Raw genomic sequence first — 17,311 nt, forward strand, 5'->3', positions numbered from 1 at the left:
CATCAGCATAATACGCCCCGTTCTCGACACAAAGCGTCGGAAACACAAGGCTATGTAGCTCAGCTGGTTAGAGCACAGCACTCATAATGCTGGGGTCGCAGGTTCAAGTCCCGCCATAGCCACCATTACTGTATACTGCTAAAGTTACAGTAAGAAATTTGCGGAAGTGGCGGAATTGGTAGACGCGCTAGATTTAGGTTCTAGTATCGCAAGGTGTGAGAGTTCAAGTCTCTCCTTCCGCACCATTCTTCTTAAACGAAGAAACCAATAGTAAGACCCTGCAGGGATATCGCCAAGCGGTAAGGCAGCGGCTTTTGATGCCGCCATTCGTTGGTTCAAATCCAGCTATCCCTGCCATTTTCTAAGGCTTGAGTTTTTAACTTGAGTTAGCAACAAGAACCCAAGTTCTATGTTGCCAGTCTAAGTGAAAGCTTAGAGTCGCGAGACAAGGTTTCGCAGTAAAGTTTCTGCAGGGATATCGCCAAGCGGTAAGGCAGCGGCTTTTGATGCCGCCATTCGTTGGTTCAAATCCAGCTATCCCTGCCACTTTTATTGTGGCTAGTGACAACACTAGGCGACGGTAAATATTTAGGGCTTTGAGCCCAGGTAAGACAGTAGTACTATGTCGAAGACTAGCAACTGCTTCCACTGCCGATAAATTTGTAGGTTCGTGAGAATGTACAGATGGCTATGTAGCTCAGCTGGTTAGAGCACAGCACTCATAATGCTGGGGTCGCAGGTTCAAGTCCCGCCATAGCCACCATTAGTTTTACAGTAATTTCGTGCGGAAGTGGCGGAATTGGTAGACGCGCTAGATTTAGGTTCTAGTATCGCAAGGTGTGAGAGTTCAAGTCTCTCCTTCCGCACCATTCTTCTTTTGGAAGAATCCAATTCAAAAAGTTTTGTAGGGATATCGCCAAGCGGTAAGGCAGCGGCTTTTGATGCCGCCATTCGTTGGTTCAAATCCAGCTATCCCTGCCACATTAAAAGGCCTGCTTTTCAGCAGGCCTTTTTCTTTTGTTCACTCTACTTAACAACACCAACTAAGCTCAGCTAGTTTTAGCCTTCGTTAATTAGCTTACTACAGCCAATAGGCTCTCGCGCACTACACTGCCCTCTTGTTTATTGCCCTTATTGCGCAGCACAAACAAAAAAGCCAGCGCAAGATTAACACTGGCTAAGGAGTAGGCATCAACTTACAGAGGGCCTTATTGAAGCTCTCCCAGTGCATACTTAAGCGTCCAATCTTTTACCGGCCCACTGCTAGCCAAAGCTTTAATCGCTAGCTTACGTAAACCCGCCAAAGGAGCAAACGAATTAGAAAACAACAAATAAAACACATCCATGCCGGTTTGCATGGCTAAGTTATCGGGTTTGCGGCGCACTTCAAAACGGCGTAAGGCTTGGTCTAGGCGCTCAAAGTCGCAGGCTTCGAGCTGTTCAAGCAAACATTTCACGTCGCGATAACCAAGATTAACGCCCTGCCCCGCTAAGGGGTTAATGGTATGCGCCGCATCACCGATTACTACTGCACTGTGCTTGAGGTAGCGATTAACGTGGCGACGCGTGAGCGGAAAGCTAGCGCTCGATAAGATGTCAAAATCACCTGGCAGAACTGGAAATTCCGCGACAATGCGCTGTTTTAGTTGCACGGGATTTAACTGTTTTAATGCGCGGATTGTGGCTTTACTGTCGTACCAAATAAGCGCTGCATGCTGTCCAGCTAAAGGCAATAGAGCCCGAGGGCCAGTGGGATAAAACTGTTGCCAAGTGGTGGTTTGCTGGGGTGCATCAAGCTTAACATTTATTGCAAAACAATCTTGGCGATAATCCCAAGCACTGATACCCAAACCCAATTGCTGGCGCATCGAAGAATTAGCCCCATCGGCCACAACCATTAAACGCGCCTCGATCTGCTGCTCGTCTAACTGTAGTTGCACGCCTTGCGCATCGTTTTTCAGTAATTGAGTTTGGCTGACAATTCTGCGCACCACGCCCGCCTGCTGATTAGCCTGCCATAAACCTAGCTGAATCAGACGGTTTTCCACCATAAAGCCTAGCTGCGGTAAATCCAGCTGAGCGGCATCAAAAATTAATTTATCTTGAGGATCTTCCCACACCTGTAACTGCCGATAGGGACACAAGCGCATCGCCTCAATCGCTGGCCAAGCCTGTAAATCTGTTAATAAGTTAACACTGCTTTGACTGATCGCACTTACTCGTAAGTCTATCGGCTGGCTGGCATCATAAGCGGCGGGTTGCTGACTTTCTAGCATCAATACCGAGCGCCCCTGCAAAGCTAAACCTTGGGCGCAGGCCGCACCTATCATGCCTCCACCAATCACCACTACATCAAATTTTTCCATGCTGATTCAATTCATTGTTACCGTTTTGTGCAGTTTAACCCGAAGCCAATCATGCTGGCGAATCTTGTGCTAATTATTTGCGGCCAAAATCAACTGGATGTTTTTTGCTCTTTTTCCACCAAACCCGCCGATTGTTACTAGTCAGGCCTACGATAAACCAGTAAAATACGCGTCCTTTTTTAACGATGTAATTAATGAGTAAAACGATGGGAAATAAGCTGCATATCAAAACTTGGGGCTGCCAAATGAACGAGTACGACTCCTCGAAAATGGCCGACCTTCTCGATGCGACCCATGGTTTTCAGCTAACCGAAGAAGCTGAAGAAGCTGACGTATTGCTATTGAATACCTGTTCTATTCGCGAAAAAGCCCAAGAGAAGGTATTCCATCAACTAGGTCGCTGGAAAACACTCAAACAAAAGAACCCCAAATTGGTGATTGGGGTTGGCGGCTGCGTGGCGTCTCAAGAAGGTAAAGCCATTCGCGAACGCGCGCCCTACGTAGATATTGTGTTTGGTCCACAAACCCTACACCGTTTGCCAGAAATGATTAAACAGGTGAAAGGTGGTGACAAATCAGTGGTTGACGTGAGCTTCCCTGAAATTGAAAAATTCGACCGTCTACCTGAACCTCGCGCCGAAGGTGCCACTGCCTTTGTTTCCATCATGGAAGGCTGCAGTAAATACTGTACCTTCTGTGTGGTGCCTTATACACGTGGCGAAGAAGTGAGTCGTCCGCTGGATGACGTATTATATGAAATTGCCTCATTAGCCGAGCAAGGCGTGCGTGAAGTTAACCTACTTGGGCAAAACGTAAACGCCTACCGTGGTTTAACTCACGACGACAACATTTGTAGCTTTGCCGAGCTACTGCGCTATGTGGCCAGCATTAATGGCATCGATCGGATCCGCTTTACCACCAGCCATCCCATCGAATTTACCGACGACATTATCGAGGTATATGCCGATACGCCAGAGTTGGTCAGCTTTTTACACTTACCTGTGCAAAGTGGCGCCGACCGCATTCTTAACCTGATGAAGCGTGGCCATACCGCCATCGAATACAAATCGATCATCCGTAAGTTACGCAAGGCTCGCCCTGACATTGAGATTAGTTCAGATTTCATTGTCGGCTACCCCGGTGAGACCGAGCAAGATTTTGCCGATACCATGAAGCTTATCGAGCAAGTGAATTTTGATATGAGCTTTAGCTTTGTTTACAGCGCTCGTCCGGGTACACCAGCAGCCGATTTGCCCGATGACGTAAGCGAAGAGCAAAAGAAACAACGTTTATACATTCTACAAGAACGGATTAACCAGCAAGCCATGCAGGTAAGTCGTCGTATGCTCGACACAGAGCAACGCATCTTAGTAGAAGGTCCCTCGAAGAAGAACCCAATGGAGCTACGCGGTAGAACCGAAAACAACCGCGTTGTTAACTTTGAAGGCGGTCATGAGCTTATCGGTCAGTTTGTTGATGTTAAAATCGTTGATGTATTTGCTCACTCATTACGTGGTGACTTGGTGCGCACCGAACAACAAATGCAGTTGCGTAATGAAGTAGCCCCTGCCACTATTATCGACAAAACAGATGGGCAAGCTGACCACTTAGGCGTGGCGAGCTTTACGCCTTAGTCGTATCTAACCCTTTTAAGGAGTGAGGCTGGCTCACTGTAGCCAGCCCCTAAAATACAATTTGAGTAATAAAATCAATTCTATTGAAATTCATTTAGAACCTGCTTCTAGTCCTCGCCTAGCCCAGCTATGTGGCCCCTTTGACGACAATTTAAAACAGTTAGAACGCCGTTTAGGGGTAGAAATTAGCTACCGCAACAACCACTTTCAAATCACTGGTCGCCATGGCATCTGCTTGATCGCCGCTAGCATCTTGCGCTCACTCTACGTAGAAACTGCGCCCTTAAAAGGCGGAGCGATTCCCGAGCTCAGCCCCGAAACCGTGCACTTGGCGATTCAAGAAAGCCATGTATTAGAGCAAGACGAAGAGACGCCTCAGCACTACGGCAAAGAGCTTAATATTAAGACTAAGCGTGGAGTAATTAAACCTCGCACCCCCAATCAAGCCGCTTATATTAGCAACATGCTAGGTCACGATGTCACCTTTGGTATTGGCCCAGCGGGTACCGGTAAAACCTATTTAGCCGTGGCTTGTGCGGTAGATGCACTAGAGCGCCAAGAAGTGCGCCGTATTTTGCTCACCCGTCCGGCGGTGGAAGCCGGCGAAAAGCTAGGCTTTTTACCTGGTGATTTAAGCCAAAAAGTAGACCCTTACTTGCGCCCACTTTACGATGCCCTATTTGAAATGCTCGGCTTTGAAAAAGTGGAGCGCTTAATGGAGCGTAACGTAATTGAAGTCGCGCCACTGGCCTATATGCGCGGTCGTACCCTAAATGATGCTTACATCATCTTGGATGAAAGCCAAAATACCACCGTAGAACAAATGAAAATGTTCTTAACCCGCATTGGTTTTAATTCACGCGCAGTGATTACCGGTGACATCACCCAAATTGACTTACCACGCCATCAAAAATCTGGCCTGCGCCACGCCATCGAAGTATTAAGTGAAGTGCCTGCATTAAGCTTTAACTTCTTCCAAGCAGCAGATGTGGTGCGCCATCCGGTAGTAGCAGCCATTGTGCAAGCTTATGAGCAGCAAGATGAGCGTGACCGAATTGCCGAAGAGCAACAAAAGCTGCGCCGCGAGGCCGCTCAACAGCAAAAACAGAATAACGAGGATTAAACATGGCAATTGTTGACTTACAAATTGCCACTGGCGACCAACAAAATCTGCCCACCATTAGTGCTTTTGAAGCCTGGCTGCACGCCACCTTGGTTGAGCAAGACCAAGACACTGAAATCACGGTTCGCATTGTGGATGAAGCCGAAAGCCAAGCACTCAACTTGCAATACCGCGGCAAAGATAAACCCACCAATGTATTGTCTTTTCCCTTTCAAGCGCCTCCTGGAGTGGAACTGCCACTATTAGGCGACTTAGTTATTTGTCGCCAAGTGGTTGAAAGAGAAGCGGCAGAGCAAGGAAAAGCTGTTTTTGATCATTGGGCTCACATGGTTGTACATGGTAGTCTTCATCTGCTAGGTTATGATCACATCGACGAGCAGGAAGCGGAAGAAATGGAAGCGCTAGAAATCGCGGTGTTAACCAAACTGGGTATTGCTAACCCTTACTAATATATTCAGACATTAATTAGGTAAAAATAAAGAATATGAGCGACGATAATCCTCACTCGAGCAACGGCTCCGCTAAGAAGAGTTGGATAGCTAAAATTATCCAGTTGGTACAAGGGGAGCCGAAAAGCAAAGAGGAATTGGTAGAAGTTATTCAAGATGCCAATCAACGAGAACTAATCGATCAGAACACCCGAGAGATGATTGAGGGTGTGCTTGATGTATCAAGCCAACGCGTACGAGACATCATGATCCCCCGCTCGCAAATGGTCACTCTAGATGTGAATCAAACCATTGCCGAAATATTACCTACCCTAACCGAAGCCCGTCACTCACGTTTTCCGGTTATTCATGAAGATAAAGACCACATCGAAGGCATTCTATTAGCCAAAGACTTACTTAAGTATGCCTTCACCGAGGAATCCGCGACCACTCCATTAAGCGAAGTGATTCGCCCAGCGGTGGTAGTCCCCGAAAGTAAGCGCATCGACAAATTACTGAAAGAGTTTCGTAGTGAGCGCTACCACATGGCCATTGTGGTGGACGAGTTTGGTGGTGTATCCGGCTTAGTGACCATTGAAGACATCCTCGAAATCATTGTTGGCGACATCGAAGATGAGTTCGCTAACGAAGAAGATCTGCAAGACGACATTCGCCGTATCAACGATAAAACCTTTGCAGTGAATGCCCTCACCGACATTGAAGACTTTAACCGCTTCTTTGCCAGTAATTTTAGTGACGACGAAGTAGATACCATCGGTGGCTTAGTCACTCATGCCTTTGGTCACTTGCCTGGACGCGATGAACATATCGAAATAGAGGGTTTCCACTTTAAAGTCCGTACCGCTGACCGACGCCGCTTAGTTCAATTGCAAGTCAGTATTCCAGAAGACAAGGCTTTAGACTTAAACATTCAAGAGTAACAATGGCACTCATTTTAACTCCGCGGCTGCGCTTACTAGCCGCTTTTATTGGTGGCCTGAGTGCCCCTTTAGCCTTCGCCCCTATGGCATTTGGCCACTAATGCCGCTGTCTATTTTGACCCTACTATTATTACTCAAACCCCAGCAAAGCGGTTTTAAACTCGGCTTTTGCTACGGCTTAGGTTGGTTTGGTTATGGTATTCATTGGGTACATGTCAGCATGGCTGAATTTGGCGGCCTACCACTGTGGGCCAGCATCAGTTTAATGGCTTTGCTCAGCGGCTACCTTGCCCTATATCCGGCGCTAGCTTGTTGGCTAACTAATAAATGGCAAGCCCAGCGGGGTTTTCGCTTTTATCTGCTGTGGTTTCCAGCCTGTTGGTTATTCACTGAATGGTTACGCAGCTGGGTGTTAACCGGCTTTCCTTGGTTACAACCCGGTTATAGCCAAATTAATTCGCCACTGGCTAACATCGCGCCATTATTTGGCGTTTATGGCGTGACTTGGTTGGTACTACTAGCTGCCGGAGCTGGGCTATTAGTGCTTCGTAGCCAAGCCCCCAAAATGCGCGGGCTGGCAGGCTTATTGCTGCTTGGTCCTTTTATTTTGGGCAGCCTGTTCAGCCAGCATAGTTGGACCACTACCCAAGCACCAGTTAATGTAGCGCTGGTACAAGGCAACGTGCCACTCGACATAAAATGGCTACCGCAAAACCGCTCCGCCAGCCTCAGCCAGTATCAACAACAAACGCTAGCCCTTAACGAAGCCGACATTATCGTCTGGCCAGAATCAGCCATTGCCGCCTTAGAGTATGAAGTCATCGATTTTCTGCATCACATGGACTCGCAACTACTCTCTAAGCAACAAGCCTTGGTCGCTGGTGTTATCGCCCATAATCTGCAAACCAACCAATACTACAATGCCTTAGTGGCGCTAGGTCAGCAGTCCTCAGAGAGTGGTGCCGCATCCGCTTATTACTATGAAAGTCCGAACCGCTACTATAAAAATCATCTGTTACCCATAGGTGAGTTTGTTCCCTTTGAAGACTTGTTACGACCTTTGGCGCCCTACTTTAATCTACCTATGTCGTCTTTTGCTCGTGGTAGCGCCCAGCAGAACAATTTACAACTAAAAGGGCACCACTGGCTGGCCGCTATATGCTACGAAATTGCCTTTGGAGAATTATTACGCCCACAGCTGACAGAAGACACCGATACCATTGTGACAGTGAGTAACGATGCTTGGTTTGGTACTTCCATTGGCCCTCAGCAGCATCTAGAGATTGCGCAAATGCGCGCCCTTGAATTTGGCCGCCCTGTGGTGCGCGCCACCAATACCGGGGTCACCGCCTTCATCGACCGCTTTGGCCAAATAGAACAACGCGCACCAGAGTACCAAAAGCTTACGCTGAGTGCAGCCGTGACCCCCGCTACCGGCTTTACCCCTTACCAACGCTTAGGCTTGTGGCCGATTAGCCTCATTATTGTTATCGGTTTCGGCTGCGCGTTGTGGGCAAGAGTACGCCCATCTACTCGAAACTATCGCTAATTGGGTGGCGATAGAAGCGCTTACTTTTACAATCTTCGCAGGGCTCGATAATGGTAGGATGCCAAAGAGCGGTTTTACGACCGCATTCGGCGCACTCAAGCGTGCCTAAACCGAGCAATTCACCGCTATGGTAGACCCCCTGATGCTGCAGATCTCCCAGCAGCTCGTGCCACTCTAGCTGGCTTTGATCGCTTAACTTAGCTAACCAATACCAAATACTCTCTTTTAGCGCCATCTTCGAGGGGCTTTCTTCATAGGCCCGCTTATAATCATTACGCCAATCACTTAAATCGCGGCGCACATAATTGGCAATCAACTGCCATTCATCTTTACTCAAGTCACTGGCAGCTTGCAGATACTCCTGAGTGGTATCGATCATCTTGGAGAGTTCTTCTTGGCTCACTTCACCGCTTTCTTGGAGCCTTTTTTCTAAATCTTCCACAAACTCTTGATAGGCTTTTAATCGCTTCGGCATACATCCTCCACCGCTATATTGGCATTACCCTATTAAGCATAGTCGTTTTGTTTTCAGGCAAATGTGCGCTAGCTATTGTTGTCAGCAGGCGGACTCGGTATCCTATGCGGATCGAGTATGGTAGTCGTGTGCTACTAAGTCCAAATTTGGTTCATTCTGGAAGATTCCATCAATGCAAGAGCAATACAATCCGCGCGATATTGAAGCCAAAGTGCAACAGCACTGGGAACAAGCGCAAACCTTTAAAGTTGTTGAGCAGCCGGGTAAAGAAAAATTTTACTGCCTATCTATGTTCCCTTACCCAAGTGGACGTTTACACATGGGTCACGTGCGCAATTACACCATCGGTGATGTGGTTTCGCGCTATCAACGCATGCAGGGTAAAAATGTAATGCAACCAATGGGTTGGGATGCTTTTGGTTTACCAGCAGAAAACGCGGCAATCAATAACAATACCGCCCCAGCCAAATGGACTTACGAGAATATTGAATACATGAAAACGCAGCTTAAACAGCTGGGTTTTGGCTATGACTGGGACCGTGAGCTAGCCACGTGTAAACCAGATTACTACCGTTGGGAACAATGGTTCTTCACCAAGCTGTATGAAAAAGGTTTGGTTTACAAAAAAATGGCTACGGTTAACTGGGATCCAGTAGACCAAACTGTATTGGCCAACGAACAGGTCATCGATGGACGAGGCTGGCGCTCTGGCGCGTTGGTTGAACAAAAGGACATTCCACAGTGGTTTATTAAAATCACCGATTACGCGCAAGAGCTACTTGATGACTTAGACCAATTAGACGATTGGCCAGAACAAGTAAAAACCATGCAGCGCAACTGGATTGGTCGCTCCGAAGGCGTAGAGATGCAATTTGGTTTAGAGAATAGCGATGAGCAGTTCTCTATCTACACTACTCGTCCTGACACCGTTATGGGTGTGACTTACGTGGGCGTGGCTGCGCAACACCCCTTAGCGCTTGAAGCCGCTAAAACTAACCCAGAGTTAGCAGCCTTCATCGAAGAGTGTAAGAACAACAAAGTAGCCGAAGCCGACATGGCCACCATGGAGAAGAAAGGCATGGCCACTGGCCTTAATGCCGTTCACCCTCTTACTGGTAAATTAGTACCGATTTGGGTCGCCAACTTCGTATTAATGGGTTATGGCTCAGGTGCGGTAATGGCGGTTCCCGCTCACGACCAACGTGACTACGAGTTTGCTAAAGCCTATGGCTTAGACATTGTTGGCGTAATCAAGCCAAACGAGGGTGAACTAGACCTATCTGAGCAAGCTTACGTAGAAAAAGGCGTATTGTTTAACTCAGGCGAATTTGACGGCCTTGAGTTTCAAGCCGCCTTTGACGCAGTGGCCGATAAATTAGCCGCAATGGGTAAAGGTAATAAACAAGTTAACTTCCGCCTACGCGATTGGGGGGTAAGCCGCCAACGCTATTGGGGGCTCCTATTCCCATGCTAAACCTAGAGAATGGTGAAGTAGCGCCCGTTCCTGAAGACCAACTTCCAGTGGTGCTTCCAGAAGACGTGGTTATGAATGGCGTAACCTCACCGATTAAAGCCGATCCAGAATGGGCTAAGACTGAGTACCAAGGTCAAACCGCTTTCCATGAGACCGATACCTTCGATACCTTCATGGAGTCAAGCTGGTACTACGCTCGTTACTGTAGCGCCAATAACGATGAGATGATGTTAGATCCTGAGCAAGCTAACTACTGGCTGCCAGTGGATCAATACATCGGTGGTATTGAACACGCCATTCTGCACTTATTGTACGCTCGCTTCTTCCACAAGTTGCTACGTGACGCTGGTTTGGTTGAGTCTGACGAGCCCTTCAAGCGCTTATTAACTCAAGGCATGGTATTAGCCGACGCCTTCTACTACGAAGACGAAAAAGGCGGCAAGGTATGGGTATCACCCGTTGATGCTATAACAGAAAAAGATGACAAAGGCCGTATTACCAGCGCTAAAACCGAAGCAGGCCAAGAGCTGGTTTATGCTGGCATGAGCAAAATGTCTAAGTCGAAAAACAACGGCATCGACCCACAAGTAATGGTCGATAAATACGGCGCCGATACGGTTCGTTTATTCATGATGTTTGCTGCCCCTGCAGAACAAACCCTAGAATGGCAAGACAGTGCAGTTGAAGGCTCGTTACGCTTCTTACGCCGAGTATGGAAGTTCAGTTTCGACCACATCAATGCCGGTGAAGCTTCGCCAGTTGACGCCGCCGCTCTCGATGCCACAGCCAAAGACTTACGCCGTGATGTACATAAAACCATCGCTAAAGTGAGTGATGATATTGGTCGCCGCCAAACCTTTAATACGGCGATTGCTGCGATCATGGAGTTAATGAACAAACTCAGCAAAGCCGATCAGCAAGATGCCAACATTCGTGCGGTAACCCGTGAAGCGATTAACGCCATCGTACTGATGCTATCACCCATCACTCCACACATTTGTGCCGAGTTATGGGAACAGCTAGGCCACCAAGACGACATCAATACAGCGCCTTGGCCAGAAGCTGACGAAAAAGCCATGGTGGAAGACAGCAAACTGATTGTGGTGCAAGTGAATGGCAAGTTACGCGCTAAACTTACAGTGGCTGCTGATGCAAGCCAAGACGAAGTGCAAGCCCTTGCTATGGAAGATCCCAATGTCAGTAAATTTGTTGACGGCAAAACCATTCGTAAAGTCATTTACGTGGCGGGCAAGCTACTGAATATTGTAGCGAACTAACCCATACGGCGGGGTCATCCCCGCCGTTTTTAATACGAGACAGCATGAACTCAACACTCTACCGTTATGGCTTAATATTGCTTAGCCTACTATTACTTAGCGCTTGTGGTTTCGCCCCGCGTGGAAGCTATCTACTGGATGAAAAACTGCAACAAATCTATATCTCTTCTAGTGATGAATTCAGCCCCTTAGTACGCGAGTTAAAAAGACAGCTAGCTCAAAACAACGTCGAAGTATTTGAATATGCTCAAGAGGGGGTGCCAACCCTTAATTTAGGGACAGAACAAATTAACAAACGTACGCTGTCTTTATTCGAAAATGGCCAAGTCGCCGAGTACGAATTAAGTTACCGAGTGGGTGGCTACCTGCAAGTGGCGAATCAAGGAAACTTCCCGGTTCAAGTGCGCTTACACCGTGACTTCCAAGATAACCCCCTAGCCGCACTGGCCAAACAACGAGAACGAGAGTTGTTATACAACGAACTACGCACCATGGCCGCAGATCAAATCATGCGCCAACTGGCAACGGTAAGCTGGTAATATGCGGATTTATGCTGATCGCCTTGCTCAGCAATCGCTAGCCAATTTCCCCTGCTTTTTAATTGCCGGGGACGAGCCGCTAATTAAAGTAGAAAGCATCGACTACATTCGCCAACAGTTGCAGCAACAAGGCCTAGCGGAAGAGCGGCTTAGCTTTAGTTTTGACGCTGACTTTCAATGGTCGAACATTTTCGACGCCATGGCTGAGCTTTCCTTATTCAGCCAATACCGCTTAATAGAACTGCAGCTAGACCGCTCGCCCGATAAGGCCATACAAAACCAATTACAAGAGCTGCTTGCTTTACTCAATCCCGAAACCCGCTTAATAATTAGTCTGCCTAAATTAACCAAGGCCAACGAGAAGCAAAGCTGGTATCAGCAAATTGAGCAGCAAGGCTTGGTGGTGATGATCTACCCACCGGAAGGCGCCCAGCTGCAAACCTGGATAAGACAACGCTTACAGCAACATGGTTTGACCAATAGCCAAGAACTAATAGGCCTGCTGCTACACTATTACGAAGGCAACCTACTGGCACTCAACCAAGCGATTAACAACATTGTGTTGCGCTGGGGCAATCAGCTTCCCTCGCTCAAAGAAATTGAGTCGGGCTTATCTCACGCTAATCACTTCTCGAGTTTTCAGTTAGTGGATGCCATATTAGCCGCAGACTTTCCACGTAGCTTGTTAATCATCAAACAACTGCAGTTGGAAGGTGAAGAGCCCACCTTAATTAACTGGGGTTTAGACAAAGAGTTTAAGTTGCTGCAAGCCCTACAAGCTCAGCCAACTAACCACCATGCCAGCTTGTTCAAACAATATGCGGTATGGAGCAAGCGCCAAGGCTTAATCAGTGGAGCGGCTAAGCGCTATAGTGCAGAACAAATTCACCAAGCGCGGCTACAAGTGGCAGAAATAGACAAAGCGATAAAGCAATTCGCCAGCAACCATGCTTGGCATCAACTAGAACGTTTAATATTTATTCTTGCCAATCCACAATGAGTAAACTGAAACTATTTTTTGGCGGCTCTTTCGACCCCATCCATAATGGTCATATTCTAAGTGCTCGACAGCTAGTTGAAGCCACTCAAGCCATCGACATCACTCTGCTGCCCAATGCCCTATCACCACTAAAACAACAGCAACACTGCTCAAGCGAACACCGTCGTCAGCTTCTCGAACTGGCCTTAGCCGATTACCCAGAGCTGCGACTTGACTTGCGAGAAGTGGAGCGTGGTGGACGCTCTTATACTTGCGAAACCTTGCAAGAACTGGCCGCTCAATACCCTCAGCAGCATATCGGCTTTGTTATGGGGCTAGACTCTTTCAACCAACTCGACTGCTGGCGTGACTGGCAAAAGCTGTGTGAGCATGCGCATTTACTGGTGATTGCCCGTCCCGGCTATCAACTGGCCTTATCAGCTAAGCTAGAGGCTTGGTTAGCCGACAAGCAAAGCACTAACGTTGAGGAACTACACCGTTTCTCCAGAGGTAAGGTTTACTTTTGCCAATTACAGCCGCTGCCCATCTCTTCCACCGAGCTGCGCAAACAATTAGCTACGCATCCACAACCAGCAGAATTAAGCCGCCAGCTTCCCAGTGCGGCACTTGAGTATATAATTGAACATAAGCTGTATGGCGCTTAACCTCGCCTTACAGAGCGTGATATACTTACTTTTTAGTTGAAATTTGGGGTTCTTTTGATTCAAAACCAACAACTGATCGATTTTGTAGTAGATAAAGTCGAAGATATGAAAGGCCGAGATATTCAAAATCTCGACGTGAGTGAACTTTCCAGCGTGACCGATACCATGGTTATTTGTAGTGGTAACTCGAAACGACACGTAAAATCCATCGCCGACAACGTGATAAAAGAAGCCAAACATGCCGACTTAGATGTCATCGGCGTGGAAGGCATGGAAGAGTCTGAATGGGTTTTAGTAGACCTAGGCGATGTGGTATTGCATGTGATGCAAGATAGCGCTCGTGACTTCTACCAACTCGAAAAACTATGGGCACCAATAGCGGCAGAGTCTAAAGCCGGATGAAAATACAGCTAGTTGCCGTGGGCACCAAGATGCCAGCCTGGGTTGAAACCGCCTATCAAGAATACGCGCGACGTTTTCCCAAAGATATGCCCTTAGAGTTGATTGAAGTCAACGCGGGGAAACGCGGCAAAAATGCCGACATAAAACGTATTTTAGACAAAGAAGGTGAAGCCACCCTCGCAGTCATTCCTAAGGGGAATCGGGTTGTTACCTTAGAGGTCACCGGAAAATCTTGGACCACCCCACAACTAGCCCAACAACTGGAAGCTTGGAAAATGGACGGTCGTGACGTGAGCCTGCTGATTGGCGGGCCTGAAGGTCTTGCCCCTAGTTGTATTCAACTGGCAGAGCAGCGCTGGTCCTTGTCGGCTCTCACCTTGCCTCACCCGATGGTTAGGGTTATTGTCGCAGAAACGCTCTATCGTGCTTGGAGCATTACCGCCAACCACCCCTACCACAGAGAATAAACACAAGTAATGGCAAGAAAGCGCGTCGCCCTGCGAGATCATTCGGCTGAGTCACGGTTATTTAACCGTCGCGCCGTGGTGTCCATTGTTGGCACTTTTGCTCTGATCTGCGTATTACTAGGCAACCTTTACTACTTGCAATTTGAGCAGCACGAAACCTATACCACCCGCTCCAACGATAACCGAATTAAAGTGCTGCCCTTAGCGCCACCTCGCGGCCTTATCTACGATAGAAATGGAGTATTACTGGCCGAAAACCGCCCAAATTTTAGTTTGGAAATTATTCCCGAAAATGTCGAAGACCTAGACAATATGCTGCTAGAGCTGAGCCAACTGTTAGAGCTTAGCGAGGCCGACATCGAACGTTTCCAACAAAACCGTAAACATACTCGCCGCTTTAAACCGGTGGTGCTTAAGTCGCAACTCAGCGAAAAGCAAGTGGCCATGTTTAGCGTGCAACAACACAAGTTTCATGGAGCAAGCATCGACGCCAGCTTAATTCGTTACTATCCCTATGGCGACAGCTTGACCCACCTACTTGGCTATGTCGCCCGGATTAATGCCAAAGACTTACAGCGCCTGAATGAAGAGAACAAACTGGCAGAATACGAAGCCACTCGCACCATCGGTAAACAAGGCATCGAGCGTTATTATGAAGAAATTCTGCATGGCAACGTGGGCTACCAAGAAGTAGAAGTAAATAACCGCGGGCGGATCATTCGCACCATGAAAATTGTGCCACCTATTCCCGGTAAAGATCTTTATTTAAACGTGGATATTCGCCTTCAGCTTGAAGCCCAGCGGCTGCTAGATGGACGTCGTGGCTCGGTGGTATTGTTAGACGCTCAAACCAGTGGCGTGCTCGCCATGGTTTCTAGCCCTAGTTATGATCCCAACCTGTTCGTCAACGGCATTAGCAGTAAAAACTACAACAAGTTGCTTAACTCAAGTGACCGGCCACTGATTAACCGTGCCACTAAAGGGGTTTATCCGCCCGCTTCAACGGTTAAGCCGCAACTGGCGGTAATGGGTTTAGAGCTGGGTAAAATTACCACCCAACAACGCATTTGGGACCCAGGTTGGTTCCAAATTCCCAATACTAAACGCCGCTTCCGTGACTGGAAACGCTGGGGTCACGGCTGGGTCGATGTTTACAAAGCTATCGAGCAAAGTGTTGATACCTACTTCTACAAGTTGGCTTATGAAACCGGCATTGATGAAATTCATGCTTATATGAGCAAGTTTGGCTTTGGTAAATACACGGGTATCGACATTCATGAGGAAAGTCGCGCCAACATGCCTAGTCGCGAATGGAAACGCGCTCGCTACCGCCAGCCCTGGTGGCAAGGTGATACCATTTCGGTGGGCATTGGCCAAGGCTATTGGACTACCACTCCCTTGCAGCTCGCTCAAGCCACTAATATTTTAGCCAACCGGGGTAAAATTATTACGCCGCGGATCTTAAAAAGTGTTGGTGATGCTAACTCCTATATTGGTTTGCCACCGCAGGTCCAGCCCCCTATTGAGCTAAACAATGACAATAACTGGCAAGTCGCTTTAGATGGCATGTACGGGGTAATAAACAAAAGTAACGGTACCGCACGCAAAGCCTTTAAAGACACTCCCTATATTGCAGCGGGTAAATCAGGCACCGCGCAGGTGGTGAGCATTGCCGAAGATGAAGAGTACGACGCCGAAAGCCTAAAAGAAAAACACCGCGATAACGCGATGTTTGTCGCCTTCGCACCCTTTGAAAAACCCGAGGTAGTGGCCTCGGTAGTCGTAGAAAACGCCGGTGGTGGTAGCTCCAATGCCGCCCCAGTGTTACGCGAACTGTTTGATAGTTATTTTGCAACCAAAGGCATACAGTAATTATGGCTAACTACAGCCAAGAGCAGAAAAATTCACTATGGTGGCGGCTGCATATAGATTGGCCACTACTGCTAGGCTTGCTGGTTCTGATCGGCCTAGGGCTTTTTGTACTTTATAGTGCCAGCGGCGAAAGTATTGCCATGTTAAACCGCCAATTAATACGTTTAGCGCTGGCAGCCTTTGTGATGTTTGTACTGGCGCAAATACCGCCCGATGTCTATATGCGTTGGGCGCCATTTTTCTTCTTTAGCGGTTTAGCCATGCTGCTGGCGGTATTATTGGTGGGAGACGTGGGTAAAGGAGCCCAACGTTGGCTTGACCTAGGAGTAATTCGCTTTCAGCCCTCGGAAATTATGAAGCTCGCGGTGCCATTAATGGTAGCGCGCTATGTTAGCCAGCACCCATTACCCCTAGTTTTAAGCATCTGTTCATTGGTGCAACGATAGCGATTGCGCCCACTCTACTGATTGCCAAGCAACCCGATTTGGGAACCTCACTGCTAGTAGCCGCTTCAGGGATCTTCGCGTTATTTTTAGCGGGAATGAGCTGGCGTTTGGTAGCAGCTGCCGGTGGCTTATTAGCCGCTTTTGTGCCCTTGCTGTGGTTCTTTTTAATGCACGACTATCAACGGCAACGGGTGCTCACCTTACTCAACCCCGAGAGCGATCCGCTAGGCGCGGGCTATCATATTATTCAGTCAAAAATTGCCATAGGCTCGGGCGGTCTGTCGGGTAAAGGTTGGTTACACGGCACCCAATCACAGCTAGACTTCTTACCCGAGCGCCATACCGACTTTATCTTTGCGGTATTTGCCGAAGAGTTCGGTTTCATTGGCGTGGCGCTGTTGTTGTGTATTTATTTCTACATTATTGGCCGCGGCCTATTCATTGCCACCCAAGCACAAACTGCTTTTGGTCGCTTATTAGCGGGCTGCATCATTTTAACCTTCTTTGTTTATGTATTCGTAAACATTGGCATGGTGAGCGGTTTACTGCCCGTGGTAGGGGTACCTTTACCTTTAGTTAGCTATGGTGGCACATCAATAGTGACACTGATGGCAGGTTTTGGCATTCTGATGTCTGTTCATACTCATAAACGGCTTTATGCCCAATAAGGATTG

The 17,311-nt window shown here is 48.0% G+C and carries 12 protein-coding genes, 7 tRNA genes and 3 pseudogenes; 20 read left to right on the forward strand and 2 right to left on the reverse strand.

The annotated features are described in order from the left end of the window. Positions 1-48 precede the first annotated feature (48 nt). The 7 genes from AR383_RS05745 (at position 49) to AR383_RS05775 (ending at position 981) form a co-directional block, all read left to right on the forward strand. Positions 49-125 (forward strand) — tRNA-Met (locus AR383_RS05745). Between the two features lie 35 nt (positions 126-160). Continuing rightward, positions 161-245: transfer RNA gene (locus AR383_RS05750), tRNA-Leu, on the forward strand. A 37-nt stretch (positions 246-282) separates the two neighbouring features. Beyond that, positions 283-357: transfer RNA gene (locus AR383_RS05755), tRNA-Gln, on the forward strand. 114 nt (positions 358-471) lie between these two features. After that, a tRNA-Gln gene (locus AR383_RS05760) sits at positions 472-546 on the forward strand. Between the two features lie 140 nt (positions 547-686). Then, a tRNA-Met gene (locus tag AR383_RS05765) sits at positions 687-763 on the forward strand. Between the two features lie 21 nt (positions 764-784). Beyond that, positions 785-869, forward strand: a tRNA-Leu gene (locus AR383_RS05770). 37 nt (positions 870-906) lie between these two features. Beyond that, positions 907-981 (forward strand) — tRNA-Gln (locus AR383_RS05775). A 227-nt stretch (positions 982-1,208) separates the two neighbouring features. Here the strand turns inward: AR383_RS05775 and AR383_RS05780 are convergent. Further along, a complete protein-coding gene (locus AR383_RS05780; protein WP_055732284.1) occupies positions 1,209-2,366 on the reverse strand; it encodes an FAD-dependent oxidoreductase in 1,158 nt (385 codons plus the stop codon). A gap of 206 nt (positions 2,367-2,572) precedes the next feature. On the opposite strand from AR383_RS05780, the gene miaB reads away from it, so the two are divergent. From miaB to lnt, 5 genes and pseudogenes are all read left to right on the forward strand, one after another. Next, the gene (miaB, locus tag AR383_RS05785; protein WP_055732285.1) at positions 2,573-4,000 is read left to right on the forward strand and encodes a tRNA (N6-isopentenyl adenosine(37)-C2)-methylthiotransferase MiaB; all 1,428 of its coding nucleotides are present in this window, start codon (positions 2,573-2,575) and stop codon (positions 3,998-4,000) included. Between the two features lie 61 nt (positions 4,001-4,061). Continuing rightward, entirely contained in the window at positions 4,062-5,123 is a 1,062-nt protein-coding gene (locus AR383_RS05790) for a PhoH family protein (RefSeq protein WP_055732286.1), read from the forward strand. Positions 5,124-5,125: 2 nt separating this feature from the next. Beyond that, on the forward strand, positions 5,126-5,572 hold the full coding sequence (ybeY, locus tag AR383_RS05795; RefSeq protein WP_055732287.1) for an rRNA maturation RNase YbeY: 447 nt from the start codon (positions 5,126-5,128) through the stop codon (positions 5,570-5,572). A gap of 35 nt (positions 5,573-5,607) precedes the next feature. Next, on the forward strand, positions 5,608-6,492 hold the full coding sequence (gene corC, locus AR383_RS05800; protein ID WP_055732288.1) for a CNNM family magnesium/cobalt transport protein CorC: 885 nt from the start codon (positions 5,608-5,610) through the stop codon (positions 6,490-6,492). Between the two features lie 79 nt (positions 6,493-6,571). Then, positions 6,572-8,041: pseudogene (gene lnt, locus AR383_RS05805) on the forward strand (apolipoprotein N-acyltransferase); the annotation flags it as partial. On the opposite strand, the gene AR383_RS05810 reads toward lnt, so the two are convergent. After that, a complete protein-coding gene (locus AR383_RS05810) occupies positions 8,022-8,516 on the reverse strand; it encodes a zinc ribbon-containing protein (protein ID WP_055732290.1) in 495 nt (164 codons plus the stop codon). The pseudogene lnt and the gene AR383_RS05810 sit on opposite strands and share 20 nt — an antisense overlap. 172 nt (positions 8,517-8,688) lie before the next feature. On the opposite strand from AR383_RS05810, the pseudogene leuS reads away from it, so the two are divergent. From leuS to rodA, 8 genes and pseudogenes are all read left to right on the forward strand, one after another. Then, a pseudogene (gene leuS, locus AR383_RS05815) lies at positions 8,689-11,267 on the forward strand (leucine--tRNA ligase). Between the two features lie 44 nt (positions 11,268-11,311). After that, positions 11,312-11,806, forward strand: coding sequence for an LPS-assembly lipoprotein LptE (locus tag AR383_RS05820; protein WP_055732291.1), 495 nt, complete (start codon positions 11,312-11,314; stop codon positions 11,804-11,806). 1 nt (position 11,807) lies between these two features. Beyond that, positions 11,808-12,806 carry a DNA polymerase III subunit delta gene (gene holA, locus AR383_RS05825; RefSeq protein ID WP_055732292.1) on the forward strand — a complete coding sequence of 333 codons (999 nt, stop codon included), beginning with the start codon at positions 11,808-11,810 and terminating at the stop codon, positions 12,804-12,806. Then, positions 12,803-13,450 (forward strand): nicotinate-nucleotide adenylyltransferase, encoded by a 648-nt coding sequence (gene nadD / locus AR383_RS05830; protein WP_055732293.1) that lies wholly within the window; start codon positions 12,803-12,805, stop codon positions 13,448-13,450. The genes holA and nadD overlap by 4 nt, the downstream gene beginning before the upstream one ends. Before the next feature lie 57 nt (positions 13,451-13,507). Next, positions 13,508-13,852, forward strand: a complete 345-nt coding sequence (gene rsfS / locus AR383_RS05835; RefSeq protein WP_055734963.1) for a ribosome silencing factor — start codon at positions 13,508-13,510, stop codon at positions 13,850-13,852. Next, positions 13,849-14,319 (forward strand): 23S rRNA (pseudouridine(1915)-N(3))-methyltransferase RlmH, encoded by a 471-nt coding sequence (gene rlmH / locus AR383_RS05840; protein ID WP_055732294.1) that lies wholly within the window; start codon positions 13,849-13,851, stop codon positions 14,317-14,319. The genes rsfS and rlmH overlap by 4 nt, the downstream gene beginning before the upstream one ends. Positions 14,320-14,328: 9 nt before the next feature. Further along, positions 14,329-16,191: a penicillin-binding protein 2 gene (gene mrdA / locus AR383_RS05845; protein WP_055732295.1), complete on the forward strand. Its 1,863-nt coding sequence runs from the start codon at positions 14,329-14,331 to the stop codon at positions 16,189-16,191. Positions 16,192-16,193: 2 nt separating this feature from the next. Then, a pseudogene (rodA, locus tag AR383_RS05850) lies at positions 16,194-17,305 on the forward strand (rod shape-determining protein RodA). The last annotated feature ends 6 nt before the right edge of the window (positions 17,306-17,311 follow it).

It is taken from the genome of Agarivorans gilvus, assembly GCF_001420915.1.
Classification (GTDB): Bacteria; Pseudomonadota; Gammaproteobacteria; order Enterobacterales; family Celerinatantimonadaceae; genus Agarivorans; species Agarivorans gilvus.

Bases quoted from the DNA above. Each gene is read 5' to 3' on its own strand.
- AR383_RS05780 (WP_055732284.1), bottom strand. From the start codon at position 2,366: ATGGAAAAATTTGATGTAGTGGTGATTGGTGGAGGCATGATAGGTGCG.
- miaB (WP_055732285.1), top strand. From the start codon at position 2,573: ATGGGAAATAAGCTGCATATCAAAACTTGGGGCTGCCAAATGAACGAG.
- ybeY (WP_055732287.1), top strand. From the start codon at position 5,126: ATGGCAATTGTTGACTTACAAATTGCCACTGGCGACCAACAAAATCTG.
- corC (WP_055732288.1), top strand. From the start codon at position 5,608: ATGAGCGACGATAATCCTCACTCGAGCAACGGCTCCGCTAAGAAGAGT.
- AR383_RS05810 (WP_055732290.1), bottom strand. From the start codon at position 8,516: ATGCCGAAGCGATTAAAAGCCTATCAAGAGTTTGTGGAAGATTTAGAA.
- AR383_RS05820 (WP_055732291.1), top strand. From the start codon at position 11,312: ATGAACTCAACACTCTACCGTTATGGCTTAATATTGCTTAGCCTACTA.
- holA (WP_055732292.1), top strand. From the start codon at position 11,808: ATGCGGATTTATGCTGATCGCCTTGCTCAGCAATCGCTAGCCAATTTC.
- nadD (WP_055732293.1), top strand. From the start codon at position 12,803: ATGAGTAAACTGAAACTATTTTTTGGCGGCTCTTTCGACCCCATCCAT.
- rlmH (WP_055732294.1), top strand. From the start codon at position 13,849: ATGAAAATACAGCTAGTTGCCGTGGGCACCAAGATGCCAGCCTGGGTT.
- mrdA (WP_055732295.1), top strand. From the start codon at position 14,329: ATGGCAAGAAAGCGCGTCGCCCTGCGAGATCATTCGGCTGAGTCACGG.